11 protein-coding genes are annotated in these 12,677 nt (G+C 45.2%); 10 read left to right on the top strand and 1 reads right to left on the bottom strand.

Going from position 1 to position 12,677, the window contains the following annotated elements:
• Positions 1–123: 123 nt before the first annotated feature.
• The 10 genes from NHH16_RS03980 to NHH16_RS03935 all read left to right on the top strand — a co-directional run bounded on the left by NHH16_RS03980 (position 124) and on the right by NHH16_RS03935 (position 11,755).
• The gene (locus NHH16_RS03980) at positions 124–1,146 is read left to right on the top strand and encodes a Gfo/Idh/MocA family oxidoreductase (protein ID WP_262068316.1); all 1,023 of its coding nucleotides are present in this window, start codon (positions 124–126) and stop codon (positions 1,144–1,146) included.
• 19 nt (positions 1,147–1,165) lie between these two features.
• Entirely contained in the window at positions 1,166–2,170 is a 1,005-nt protein-coding gene (locus NHH16_RS03975) for a sugar ABC transporter substrate-binding protein (protein WP_262068315.1), read from the top strand.
• Positions 2,171–2,198: 28 nt separating this feature from the next.
• Entirely contained in the window at positions 2,199–3,704 is a 1,506-nt protein-coding gene (locus NHH16_RS03970) for a sugar ABC transporter ATP-binding protein (RefSeq protein WP_262068314.1), read from the top strand.
• The gene (locus NHH16_RS03965) at positions 3,697–4,710 is read left to right on the top strand and encodes an ABC transporter permease (protein ID WP_262068313.1); all 1,014 of its coding nucleotides are present in this window, start codon (positions 3,697–3,699) and stop codon (positions 4,708–4,710) included. Before NHH16_RS03970 ends, NHH16_RS03965 begins: the two co-directional genes overlap by 8 nt.
• A gap of 26 nt (positions 4,711–4,736) precedes the next feature.
• Positions 4,737–5,741: a Gfo/Idh/MocA family protein gene (locus NHH16_RS03960; RefSeq protein ID WP_262068312.1), complete on the top strand. Its 1,005-nt coding sequence runs from the start codon at positions 4,737–4,739 to the stop codon at positions 5,739–5,741.
• Positions 5,742–5,765: 24 nt separating this feature from the next.
• The gene (iolE, locus tag NHH16_RS03955) at positions 5,766–6,668 is read left to right on the top strand and encodes a myo-inosose-2 dehydratase (protein ID WP_262068311.1); all 903 of its coding nucleotides are present in this window, start codon (positions 5,766–5,768) and stop codon (positions 6,666–6,668) included.
• A 133-nt stretch (positions 6,669–6,801) separates the two neighbouring features.
• Entirely contained in the window at positions 6,802–7,818 is a 1,017-nt protein-coding gene (locus tag NHH16_RS03950) for a LacI family DNA-binding transcriptional regulator (protein ID WP_262068310.1), read from the top strand.
• Between the two features lie 151 nt (positions 7,819–7,969).
• Positions 7,970–9,004, top strand: coding sequence for a 5-dehydro-2-deoxygluconokinase (gene iolC, locus NHH16_RS03945; RefSeq protein WP_262068309.1), 1,035 nt, complete (start codon positions 7,970–7,972; stop codon positions 9,002–9,004).
• Positions 9,005–9,017: 13 nt separating this feature from the next.
• Positions 9,018–10,949, top strand: a complete 1,932-nt coding sequence (gene iolD, locus NHH16_RS03940) for a 3D-(3,5/4)-trihydroxycyclohexane-1,2-dione acylhydrolase (decyclizing) (RefSeq protein WP_262068308.1) — start codon at positions 9,018–9,020, stop codon at positions 10,947–10,949.
• 17 nt (positions 10,950–10,966) lie between these two features.
• The gene (locus tag NHH16_RS03935; RefSeq protein ID WP_262068307.1) at positions 10,967–11,755 is read left to right on the top strand and encodes a 5-deoxy-glucuronate isomerase; all 789 of its coding nucleotides are present in this window, start codon (positions 10,967–10,969) and stop codon (positions 11,753–11,755) included.
• A 22-nt stretch (positions 11,756–11,777) separates the two neighbouring features.
• On the opposite strand, the gene NHH16_RS03930 is transcribed toward NHH16_RS03935, so the two are convergent.
• Complete coding sequence (locus NHH16_RS03930; protein WP_262068306.1) at positions 11,778–12,554, bottom strand: DeoR/GlpR family DNA-binding transcription regulator; 777 nt, start codon at positions 12,552–12,554, stop codon at positions 11,778–11,780.
• Between the last annotated feature and the right edge of the window lie 123 nt (positions 12,555–12,677).

The raw sequence follows: 12,677 nt of genomic DNA, 5'->3' as shown, positions 1-12,677 counted from the left end.
AATCAGGGAATTCGGCAAAGCTAAATTATTTACCACCAATCCAAAAAAACAACCGCTAATCATCGCGATTGTTGGTGGCTATACTTAAGGAGCATAAAGGAAAAGAACTAAAAAGGAGGAAGGATGAAAGAAGTTCGTATTGGTTTAATTGGATTAGGACGCCTTGGGTATGAGCATGCCGAAAATATTGCCAAGCGCGTACCAAAGGCCAAGCTTCAGGCAATCTGCGATGTTGATCAGCAAAGACTTGAAGAAACGGCCCAGGAGCTAGGAGTAGAGTACACCTTTAGCGACTATGAAGAAATGTGTCGGTGCTCGGAGCTGGATGCTATTTGTATTGTTTCACCATCGGCGCTACATACAGAGCACATTCGTATCGCTATGGAAAACGGCAAGCACGTATTTTGCGAAAAGCCGCTGGATACCACTGTGGCAAAATGCAAGGAGGCGGAAGCGGTAGTTGCTGCCTACCCAGAGAGAATTTTCATGCTGGGATTCATGCGACGCTATGACAGATCGTATCGCTTAGCGAAAGAAAAAATTGACCGCGGTGATATCGGTAGAATCGTAATGATTCGGGCGTATACTCAAGACCCGATTTCCACGATTGAGAGTACATTAAAGTTTGCCCCTCATAGCGGTGGTCAGTTTCTCGATATGTGTGTGCACGATATTGATTTGTGCAACTGGTTTACCGGTGGACAAAAGCCGAAGAATCTATGGGCGATTGGTGGTTGCTTTGCGTATCCTGAGTACCGGGAGTGGAACGACGGCGACAATGTTAGTTGCCTACTTCAATATGAAGATGAAACCATGGCCTTTTTATTTGCCGGACGTGCCGCTGCTCACGGGTGTAATGTGGAGACAGAGATCATCGGGACGAAAGGAACCTTGAGAATCGGTGCCGTTGGTACCGACAGTATGTTAGAGGTATTAAGCGATCACGGCGTATGCCGGGAGTGTTATCCGGATTTCATGTACCGGTGGCACGAAGCGTATATCGCTGAAATGGAAGAATTTGTTAACTGTATTCTTGATAACCGTCAACCAGAAGTCACCGTCTTTGACGGTACCATGGCCTCAGAGACGGCTTATCGGTGTAAAGAGTCATTTGAAACGAAGAAGATGTTACCATTTAGAGATTAACTAAACGAGGAGAAGAGAGATGAAAAAAAGAGTATTGGCAATTTTATTAGTTGTAGCAATGGGACTTTCATTAGTGGCTTGTGGAAAGGGCGATGATAAAAAAGCCGAAGCAAGCGAAGGCGAGGCTTCAAACGGTGAGGGCTTAAGCGTAAATGTTATTTTGAAGACGACGGCTTCCGAGTACTGGGGTTATGTAATGGCAGGCTGCCAGGCCTACGGAAAAGATCATCCAGAAGTTAAAGTTGATGTTCAGGGGGCTTCTTCGGAGACCGCCTATGATGAACAGCTTAATATTATTGAAACCAATCTGGCTTCTAGCCAATACGATGGTTTCGTTATTGCTCCTTTGCAGGCGGATATGGTGGTAAAGCAAATTGCCGGCACAAAGTATCCCATCGTCGCTGTTGATACGGCTATCGAAGCGCCAGAGGTATTATCATTCGTCGGTACAGGAAATGAAACAGCAGCCTACGAGGGCGGAAAATACGCAGTTGAAATGGCAAAAGCCGCTGGTTGGAAAGAGTTAGAAGCGATTTCTATCTCAGGCGTGGAAGGGGATTCAACCGCTACAGCTAGATTAGAGGGCTATAAAAAAGGCGTTAATGAAGCTGGCGGCAAATTCTTAGATGCAGAGATTCAGTATGCAGACGCCGTTGCTGATAAAGCGTATTCCAGCATGGAAGCGATTATTCAAAATCACCCGAAAGGGGTAGCAATGGTTCTTTGTAACAACGATGATATGGCGATTGCCGCAGCTAGAGCAGCAGCGGGAAACAGTGCCTACGAAAATACGATCTTCGTTGGCTTTGATGGTATCCAATCGGCCTGTGAAGCGATTCTAGCGAAAGAAGAGACGATGTCGGTAGCGCAAAGCGCTTATGACATGGGCTACAAATCAGTAGAGGCATGCGTTAAGGCGATTAAAGGTGAAGAAATCGAAGCGTTTATCGATTCTGGAAGTGCCATCATTACCATCGACAATGCACAAGAGCAACTGGATACATTAAAGTCTTATCTGAAATAATTTAAGGCTCCATTCAAGGAGGAAAGTTATGAGTGAATATGTGGTGGAGCTCAAAGGGATTACCAAGCGTTTTCCCGGTGTTGTCGCTCTAAAGAATATGAATCTATCGGTAAAGCCTGGCGAGATTCTCGGACTAATCGGTGAAAACGGTGCTGGAAAATCTACTTTAATTAAAGTTCTAACCGGTGTTTATCAGGCAGAAGAGGGCGAGATTTACGTCAATGGTCAGAAGCAGAAGTTCCGTGACCCTAACGACTCGGCAGCGGCAGGGATTGCCTGTGTATATCAAGAACTTAACATTGAGAAGCTACTGAGCGTTACTGACAATATTTTTATTAACAAGTGGATTAGAGGAAAAGGCGGTTTACTAGACTACCCAGCGATGAATGAAAAGGCGCGAGAAGTTATGGCCTCTTTAGGAATTGATATTGATCCCTCTAAGCTAGCTGGCACCTTTGGTATGGGTGTTCAGCAGATGATCGAGATTGCCAAGGCGATTTTGATCGATGCCAAGATGATTATTATGGATGAACCCACCTCTTCATTAGGAGAGAAGGAAGTGGAGCTTTTAATGACTATCTGCCGCAAGCTTAAGGCAAAGGGGATTAGTATTATCTTTATCTCCCATAAGCTAGAAGAACTATTTGAGCTTTGTGACCGGGTAACGGTAATGAGAGATGGAGAGCATATCTGGACGAAGCAAACAGAAGATACAGACAGTGATGACTTAGTGAAAGCCATGGTAGGACGCTGCGTCGACCAATTGTTTGTAAAAATAGACACACAGCAGGGCGATTGCGCCCTGCGTGTGGAAAATATTAACTCCGCCGGCGTTCTTCACGATGTAAGTTTTGAAGCGTATAAAGGACAAATTCTTGGCTTTTCCGGACTTGTAGGCGCCGGACGGACAGAACTGATGCGGGCGGTCTTTGGGGCAGACCCAATTGATAGCGGTAAGATATTTCTACACGGAAAAGACGTAAAGATCAAAAGCCCTAAGCAGGCGATTCGCCATAAGATAGCCTTTTTAACCGAGGACCGTAAAGGTCAAGGGCTTATCCTAGGGCAAAGCGTGCAAATGAATTTGATTCTGGCGAATATGGCTGGTTTTTGCAAAGGCCCCTTTATCGATGATAAAAAAGTATGTCAGACCGGCGATCATAACTGCTCGTCCTTACGGATAAAAACACCTTCTCAGTACGAAGTCGTTCGGCAACTATCAGGGGGAAATCAGCAAAAAGTTGTTATCGGTAAGTGGATTAACTGCGATGCAGATATTTACATTTTTGACGAGCCGACAAGAGGAATCGATGTGGGGGCGAAAGTCGAAGTGTACAACGTGATGAATGAACTGATAAAAGAGGGCAAGTGTGTCATTATGATTTCCTCGGAGATGCCAGAGATTTTGGGGATGTCCGACCGGGTAATCGTTATGCGCGAAGGTCGAATTATGGCAACCGTTGATCGTGAAAGTGAATATTTTAATCAGGAGGCAATCATGAAGGCCGCCTGGGGAGGAAAGATAGATGAGTAAAGGCAAAGGTAAATTTAAGCTTAACAGCAACGTCGCAAATAGATTAGGTTCATTAGGTGCTTTATTAGTACTTGGTGTCGTGCTTTCGTTTGCGACAGATAGCTTCTTAACACAATCCAATATTATGAATATATTTAAGCAAACATCGGTAAATGCGTTAATCTCGACCGGTATGCTGGTATGTCTGATTACCGCGGGAATCGATTTATCAGTCGGTGCCAATGCGATTTTTTGTACCTGTATGATGGGAATGCTTTTACAAAAAGGTGTAACCAATCCCTTGATTATGATTGCCGTCGGCGTGTTTTCGGGACTGTTCATCGGCTTTATCAACGGAACGTTATTAACCCGGCTACACCTGCCACATCCTTTCGTCTCCACCTTGGGAATGAAAAACGTATTATGGGGTTTAGCTCTTTTGGTGGTAAATTCACAGATTGTCTCAGGGTTCCCAGCCCAGGTCACCTGGCTAGGCTCAGCGACAATCCCCAGTAGCGTCCCCCTTCTAGGCGGTTTTCCCATTAGCTTTATCTTAGTAATAGCCATCTTTTTGGTTATGGGTGTATTTTTATCAAAGACCGCTCTTGGTCGTTCCATCTACTGTGTGGGTGGTAGCCCCGAGGCGGCAAGACTATCAGGAATTCAATCGGCAAACGTGCTTACGTTTTGTTATACGCTATCAGGCTTTATGTCAGCCTTAGCCGCTATCGTTCTCATCGGTCGTGGTGGTATCGCCAACGGAGCCAATGCGATTCAGCCTTATGATACGGATGCAATTGCTGCTTGTATCATCGGTGGTGCTTCTTTTAGCGGTGGAAAAGGAACGATGAGTGGAACTTTGATCGGTGCTCTAATTATTACCGTTATTAGAAATGGTCTGCAGCTACTAAGCGTATCCACAGCTGTGCAAAATATCGTTATCGGCCTGGTAATTATCTTGGCAGTACTGTTAGACGTAACCAGAGAGAGAGTAGAAGCCAATGCTAGAAGACTAGCCGCGGTGTAATTCATTAAAGAAAGAAGGATAAAGTTATGTTGAAAATAGGTGTGATTGGTTGTGGAGCGATTGGCAAAGAGCATATCAAACGTTTGATGTATCTAGTTCCCGGTGCCCAAGTGGTTGCTTGTGCTGATTTCTACCCAGAAGCAGCGCAGAAAACGGCAGCGATGTTTCAAGTGCCGACGGTTTACCAAACGGGAGAGGAGCTGATAGGGGCTTCAGAGGTGGAGGCGGTGGTTATCACTTCCGCGGATGATTCACACTTTGCTTATACTCTGGCAGCGGTAAAACTAGGAAAACAAGTGTTTTGCGAGAAGCCATTAGCGCTAACGGCCTCAGAATGTGAGGAGATTATTGCTGAAGAAGTAAAGCAAGGACGGCGCTTGGTTCAGGTTGGCTTTATGCGGCGTTACGATCCCGGATATGCCAAGATGAAGGAAATTATTGATTCTGGGGAGCTAGGAGCACCGCTGATGATTCATGCTTGTCACCGTAATGTCTTTCAATCAGAAGGCTTTCAAACGGAGATGGGAATCACTAATGTAGCTATTCACGAGTTGGATATTTGTCGCTGGCTATTAGGAGATGAATACAAAAAAGCTCAAGTGCTGAAGGTTAAGCAGTCTGGGCGCTCAACAAAGGGATACGACAATCCCCAAATCGTTCTCTTGGAAACAGAAGATGGCTCCCGAATCGATGTAGAGCTACAGGTGTGTGATGCCTATGGTTACGATATTCAGTGTCAGGTGGTTTGTGAAAAAGGAACGATTAACCTACCAGATCCAGCTTCAGTAATTATGCGGGCTGAGGCTAGGTGTTCCACAGAGCTTTTGACTGATTGGGCGAAGCGTTTTATAGAGGCGTATGACATCGAGTTAGCGGACTGGGTTAACGCTGTGGAAAAAGGAGAGCTTACAGGTCCTTCTTCCTGGGATGGCTATGCAGCCTGTGTAGCAGCAGACGCTCTAAATCGCTCCCGAGGCACAGAAACCTTTTTACCGATTGAAATGATCGAAAAACCAGGTTTGTATCAATAGAAATCGCATAACAGGAGATAAAAGATGCTTAATAAAGATAAAATCAAATTGGGAATCGCGCCGATCGGCTGGACGAATGACGATTTGCCGGAGCTAGGTAAAGAAAATACCTTCGAACAGTGTGTTAGCGAAATGGCCTTAGCAGGCTTTACCGGAACCGAGATTGGCAACAAATACCCTAAGGAGCCGGAGGTGCTAAAGCAGGCGCTAGAGCTTAGAAATATGCAAATATGCAATTGCTGGTTTTCTACCTTTTTTACTACCGGTGAGGAAGCCGAGACAATCGCCGCCTTTACAAAACAACTGGATTTTTTGCAGGCGATGGGGGCTAAGGTAATCGGCTGTTCCGAACAAGGAAGAGGAATTCAAGGAAAGCCTTATCCGATCTTTGGTGACCAAAAACCGGTTTTTACAAAGGAAGAGTGGCAGCGTTTATTTACCGGGATGAATAAGCTAGGAGAGCTAGCGGCGGCAAGAGGGATGAAGTGTAGCCTTCATCACCATATGGGCACCGGTATACAGACTCCAGAAGAAATCGATATCTTTATGGAGGGAACCAATGAAAATGTCTATTTACTCTTTGATTCCGGCCATATCTATTTTTCGGAAGGGACACAAGAGGCGGTAGATAATCTAGTGGAAAAATATATTGACCGAATTGCCCACGTGCATTTAAAGGACGTGCGTAAAGAAAAAAGAATCAAGACCATCGAAGAAAAGATGTCTTTTCTAGAGGCGGTTAAAAACGGAACGTTTACCGTTCCTGGGGATGGTGATATTGTCTTTGACAAGATTTTCGCCACCTTAGAGAAGCATAATTATGAAGGATGGATGCTAGTGGAGGCAGAGCAGGATCCTGCCAAAGCCAATCCTTTAGAGTATGCCCTTAAAGCCCGAGACTTTATTAGGGAGAAGACAGGACTATAATAAGGCAAAAGAGTCGAGTAATGAATCACCTTCATTGCTCGGTTTTTTGTGTGCAGTATAATAATAAAATCGTCATTGCGTGCTTTTTGCGTGTGTGATATAATTGCACTATTAAATAGTTGAGGTGAGTAAGATGGCAGGTACAATCCAAGATATTGCAGAACTGGCCGGTGTGTCCCGGGGGACGGTAGATAGGGCCTTAAATAAGCGGGGCCGCATTAATAAAGAGGTGGAGGAAAAGATTCTCCAAATCGCAGAAGAGATCGGCTACGTTCCTAGGAAGCGGCGAAGCGATGGCGACAAACGTATGAAAGTAGGCGTTGTAACCCAGCTTTCTGGGGCTCCCTTTATGGAGCAGATTCGGCGCGGGATACAAGCGGCGATAAAGGAGACGGCACCGAAGAATACAGAGCTTTTTCTCGAAGAAAGCGACAGCGTTAGCGAAGAAAATCAGCTAGATGCGCTCTCGCGGCTAGAGAAAGAGGGGGTGCAAGGTATTGCCATCATGCCTGTTGAAAGCGAATTGGTCCGAAGCAAGATCAACGAGCTAACACTAAAAGGGATTAAGGTGGTTACCTTTAACACGGATATTAAGGGGACGAATCGGAGCTGCTTTGTGGGTATGGATAATATTAGGAGCGGGCGTACCGCAGCCGGGTTAATCGCCCTCTTAACGCGGAAAACGGGAGACGTCTTGGCGATTACGGGGCACTTTGGCAACAGTGTTAACAATATGCGGGTGGAAGGATTTACCGATGAACTAAAAGAAAGCTTTCCGGGGCTTAACCTAGTGGGCGTCCAGAGTGGATTTGACGAAAGCGAAGAGGTAAAAAGAATCGTGATGAACAGCCTAAAGACCTTTCCGGATTTGCAGGGAATCGTGGTCTTTTCCGCTGGTCAGGAAGGGGTAACGAAAGCCCTTGAGGAGCTTCAAGTAACCCAGCGACCGTTTGTAATTGTTTACGACACCACCACCCCGAATGAAAAGGGACTTAAAAAGGACGAATTTGACTTTGTGATTGACCAAAATGGGTATATGCAAGGGTATCGCTCGCTTTGCCTGCTACTTGATGTGATTCAAGGGGATGGAAAGCCAGCTAAGGAGTACTATTACACCGATATTGTAATTAAAACGAAATATAATATATAACTGGTCATTCTGACTTATTTTCATCTGTATCTTTGTGCAAAATGCAGAAAAAGTATGCGTGCAATAAAATCTATTGCACGCATTTGTTGCGTGTGATATTATAAGATAGAAAAGAAACACACATAGCACACGGGATAATGAGGTGAAAGGTATGAAGTATTTAGAATTTGCAGAAGACAGAAAATTTGATTTGATTTTACTAGGACGTGTAGCGATTGATCTTAATCCTGCCTACAACGAAAAGGTGAAGGAAGAGTTTAAGCCGCTGAAGGAAGTCAATATGTTTGAGAAGTACGTGGGTGGCTCACCGGCAAATATCGCCATTGGCGTTTCTAGACACGGGATGAAGGTCGGCTTCTTAGGTAAGGTATCCGATGATCAGTTCGGTGAATACGTAGTTGACTACTTTGATAACGAGGGTATCGACACGTCTCACATTACGAAGTGCACTAACGGTGAGAGTCTGTGTTTAACTTTTACGGAAATGCTTTCCTCTAGTGAGAGTAATATTTTGATGTATCGCAACACGCCAGCTGATTTACAGTTGTCCGTAGACGATATCGATGAAGAATATATTCGCTCAGCCAAGGCGATTTTGATTTCCGGAACGGCTCTGGCGGCTAGCCCTTCACGGGAAGCGGCGATTAAAGCCGTTATGCTCGCAAGACGTACGAATACGAAAATAATTTTCGACATTGATTACCGGTCTTATAGCTGGAAAAACGATGACGAGATTTCTATTTACTATTCGCTGATTGCCAAAGAGGCCGATATCATTATGGGGTCTCGTGAGGAGTTTGATCTGACCGAGAAGCTTATCAAACCAGGAATGTCAGACAAAGAGACCGCTAAGTACTGGCAAGGGTATCACGCAAAGATTGTAGTTATTAAGCACGGTATGAAAGGCTCAACGGCGTATACCTTAGATGGTCAGCAGTTCTCCATTAAGCCTTTCCCAGTAGAAGCGAGAAAAGGCTTTGGCGGCGGCGACGGCTACGCTTCAGGCTTTCTCTATGGCCTATATCAAGGTTGGGAGATCATTGATTGCCTAGAATTTGGCTCGGCGGAAGCCTCGATGATGGTTAAGAGCAATACCTCGTCCCATACGCTTCCCGGACCTGAAGGTGTATTTGCGTTTATAAAAGAGGAAAAGGAATTATACGGCGAGATGGTTGCTCGCGTATAGCAGGAGGAGAAGGATGAACAAGACCACAAAGATGACGACTGCGCAAGCGATTGTCAGATATTTAGATAACCAATATGTAATGATGGATGGGAAAGAGACGAAATTTGTCGAAGGTTTCTTTACGATCTTTGGCCACGGTATTGCTGTTGGCTTAGGGGAAGCTTTGGATACCAATCCAGGCAGTATAAAGGTAATGCAAGGCAGAAACGAACAAGGGATGTGCCATACGGCCATTGCCTATGCGAAGCAAAATAATCGGCGTAAGATTATTCCCTGTGCCTCTTCCGTTGGCCCTGGAGCAGCGAATATGGTAACCGCATGTGCAACGGCCACGGTGAATAATATCCCTTTATTGGTATTTCCTGCGGATACGTTTGCCTCAAGACAGCCAGATCCAGTACTTCAGCAATTAGAGCAGAGCAGTTCTTTGGCCATCACCACCAATGATGCTTTTAAGCCGGTATGTAAGTATTGGGATAGAATTACTCGTCCGGAAATGGTCATGACGGCTCTTAACAATGCGATGCGCGTGTTAACGGATCCGGCGGAGACAGGGGCTTGTTGCATCGGTCTTTGTCAGGATGTAGAAGGAGAGTCTTTTGATTTCCCTGAGTACTTTTTTGCGAAGAGAGTGCACCGGATTACGAGACCGGCGGCCGTTGATGAAGAAGTGGAAGATATCGCCGCCGTAATTAAGGCGGCTAAGAAGCCTTTGGTAGTTGTAGGCGGTGGCGTGCGCTATTCAGAGGCCGGCAAAGCCGTGGAAGACTTCTGTACGGAATTTGGTATTCCTTTTGGGGAAAGCCAAGGAGGCAAGAGTGCATGTATCTCTAGCCATCCTTATTGCCTCGGCGGGATTGGCGTTACCGGCACCTACGCTTCCAATATTATTGCGAAAGATGCGGATGTAGTCATCGCTATCGGCACCAGGCTGTCTGACTTTACAACCGGCTCTAAGCGGCTATTTAAAAATGAAAATGTTCGGTTTGTCACCATCAATTACTCTCGCTACCACGCGTATAAAATGGACGCGGTCAAGGCTGTAGGAGATGCGTTAGCCACGGTTAACGCCTTAGCGGAAAAACTACGTGCAGCGAATTATAAAGCCGGGTATACTAGCGAAATCACAGAGGCAAAAAAAGCGTGGGCGGAGGAGATGGAGCGTTTGGCGAACATCCGTTATACCGGTGATGATTTTGAGCCGATTATTAAGGCGCGAGATCCCCGGACCGTTCCCGAATTTGTTAAGCTAACCAGTGGCAAGATTCCTCAATCAGCAGCGCTTGCGGCTATTCGCCGAGTGATTGATCCAGAGGCGACGATTATTACCGCCGGCGGTTCGCTGCCTAGCTGTATGCAGCGGATGTGGACTACCGACAAAAGAGGTGGCTATCACGCCGAGTACGGTTACTCTTGTATGGGATATGAAGTAGCAGCAACTCTTGGCGTTAAGTTTGCCGAGCCGGATACTGAGGTATATGCAGTAGTAGGTGATTCTAGCTTCCAAATGCTCCACAGTGAAATCGGCACCATTATGCAAGAGCGCCAGAAAGTGAATATTCTCGTTTTTGATAATTGTGGATTTGGTTGTATCAATAACCTGGAGATGAATCATGGAATTGGCAGTCTAGCGACAGAGTTCCGCTACAGCGATGGGCAGAAACCAACAGGGGACCTAATTCCTGTTGACTATGCAAAAGTAGCAGAAGGGTATGGACTTAAATCGTATACCTGTAAGACGATCGAAGAGTTAGAGGCGGCTCTGGAGGATGCGAAACAACAAGAGGTTGCTTGTCTATTTGACTTAAAAATTATTCCTAAAACGATGACCGATGGATACGAGTCGTGGTGGAATGTAGGGATTGCCACCACCTCGGTAAAAGAAAGTGTAAGAGAGGCGTGTGACGAGGTTATGGAAGGCCGAAAAGAAGCGCGGGACTACTAGAAAGCGAAGGTGTAGAATTGGAAAAGAAGGTTTTTGGTTACCCAGAATTTAACAAAAATGGCGAAAAAGTATTAACTACGTATGACAATGAGTATAGTGAAATGCTAATGGATATACGAGTTTATAATATGCTGCCGGATCAGGAATTGGTTTTTGAAAAAGAGGGTGAAGAAACGGCGATTTTACTTCTGCGCGGCGAGATCGAATGCCAAACAGCGATGAGTAAGTATCACGGAAAACGAAGAGACGTCTTTACCGAGGGTCCTTATTGCCTTCACGTGTGTACCGGAGTGAAGGTTACCGTTAAGGCAAAGGTCGCTTCGCAAATTCTCGTACAATCGACAAAGAATAAAAAAAACTTTACGGAGAAATTCTATGTACCTGAGGATGCCCCGTGGAAATACTCTGCTCTTGGTAAGTATGGCAATGTGGCCAAACGCCAAGTGAATACCATTTTCGATCTAGATATCGCACCGTATTCTAACATGGTCTTAGGAGAAGTGTTAAATGATAAAGGGAATTGGTCAGGTTACTTGCCACATCAGCACCCTCAACCGGAAGTGTATTATTTTATGTTTGACCGCCCAGAAGGGTTTGGCGCAAGCTTTGTCGGTGACGATGTATACAAAAGCGTGGATGGAAGTTTTTCTGCCATACCAGGTGGCGCCTTGCATCCACAGGCGGTAGCACCAGGCTTTCAAATGTATACCTGTTGGATGATTCGCCACTTACCAGGACAGCCTTGGCACCAAACGGATCGCAACGAAGATGAGCGCTATCTATGGCTTAACGATGTTGAAGAATAGAAAATTAATAAACCCCAGCCGCTTACAGGCTGGGGTTTGCTAAATGAAACTGGATATTGTTATGTTCAAAAGCTTCCAGATACTCAGCCGTTGGCTCGGCATCAGAGATGATTTGGTCTAGGTCGGATAGTTTGGCAAAAGTCATTAGGGTAAATTTATCAAATTTGGTATGGTCAGCTAGTAAAAACCGAGTTTGGCTACTTTCAACTACCGCTTTTTTGACGATATATTCTTCGTTAGTAGCATTCGTGGCTCCGTTCTGGATAGAAAGTCCCGTACAACACATAAATGCTTTATTGATATTGTAGCGGGAAAGATAGGACTCGGCTTCGCTACCGTTAAAAGACAAGGTATCTCGGCGTAGCTTTCCCGGCAGTGAAAAGACGTTAAGGCTAGGATAGGGAACGGCGGCAAGGGCTACCTGTAAGCTATTCGTAATAATGGTGCACGTTTTATCTTTGATAAAGTTCACCAGATTCAGACTGGTAGTGCCGGTATCGATATAGAGAACGTCACCATCTTCCACAAAAGAGGCAGCTACTTGGCAGATTTGTCTTTTCTCCTCTTGAAGCTGTGCATGTCTTTTCGTAAAAGGGGTAATGGTTTCAAAATGCGGAGTGTGATCTAAAGCGGTGACGCCTCCATAGACTTTTTCCACGGTACCGCGCTTAACCAAGGTATTGATATCTCGGCGGATCGTATTCATCGAGACGTTAAACTCCTTGCAAAGTTCATCGAGAGTGACGTTCTTAGACCTTAGTATATATTCTTCAATTAAATCAATGCGTTCAATTCTCATAGGTAAAGATTCCTCCTGAGGTTGGTATTTTATACAACTAATCGCTATTAATTTTATCATATCACAAGAAAATTGTAAACTTTTGGTAAGGTTTATTGCAAAAAGTGAGTAAGTGTATTACTA

Origin of the sequence: Ohessyouella blattaphilus (assembly GCF_024721265.1) — a bacterium.
GTDB classification, from domain to species: domain Bacteria; phylum Bacillota; class Clostridia; order Lachnospirales; family Lachnospiraceae; genus Aequitasia; species Aequitasia blattaphilus_A.
The sequence above is the reverse complement of the archived record's forward strand: the minus strand, read 5'-3'. Positions and strand labels throughout refer to the sequence as shown.

What these genes read in the sequence shown, in the direction of transcription:
- iolE (WP_262068311.1), top strand. Translation starts at nt 5,766, where the DNA reads ATGCTTAATAAAGATAAAATCAAATTGGGAATCGCGCCGATCGGCTGG.
- NHH16_RS03930 (WP_262068306.1), bottom strand. Translation starts at nt 12,554, where the DNA reads ATGAGAATTGAACGCATTGATTTAATTGAAGAATATATACTAAGGTCT.
- NHH16_RS03965 (WP_262068313.1), top strand. Translation starts at nt 3,697, where the DNA reads ATGAGTAAAGGCAAAGGTAAATTTAAGCTTAACAGCAACGTCGCAAAT.
- NHH16_RS03950 (WP_262068310.1), top strand. Translation starts at nt 6,802, where the DNA reads ATGGCAGGTACAATCCAAGATATTGCAGAACTGGCCGGTGTGTCCCGG.
- NHH16_RS03970 (WP_262068314.1), top strand. Translation starts at nt 2,199, where the DNA reads ATGAGTGAATATGTGGTGGAGCTCAAAGGGATTACCAAGCGTTTTCCC.
- NHH16_RS03975 (WP_262068315.1), top strand. Translation starts at nt 1,166, where the DNA reads ATGAAAAAAAGAGTATTGGCAATTTTATTAGTTGTAGCAATGGGACTT.
- NHH16_RS03960 (WP_262068312.1), top strand. Translation starts at nt 4,737, where the DNA reads ATGTTGAAAATAGGTGTGATTGGTTGTGGAGCGATTGGCAAAGAGCAT.
- NHH16_RS03980 (WP_262068316.1), top strand. Translation starts at nt 124, where the DNA reads ATGAAAGAAGTTCGTATTGGTTTAATTGGATTAGGACGCCTTGGGTAT.
- iolD (WP_262068308.1), top strand. Translation starts at nt 9,018, where the DNA reads ATGAACAAGACCACAAAGATGACGACTGCGCAAGCGATTGTCAGATAT.
- iolC (WP_262068309.1), top strand. Translation starts at nt 7,970, where the DNA reads ATGAAGTATTTAGAATTTGCAGAAGACAGAAAATTTGATTTGATTTTA.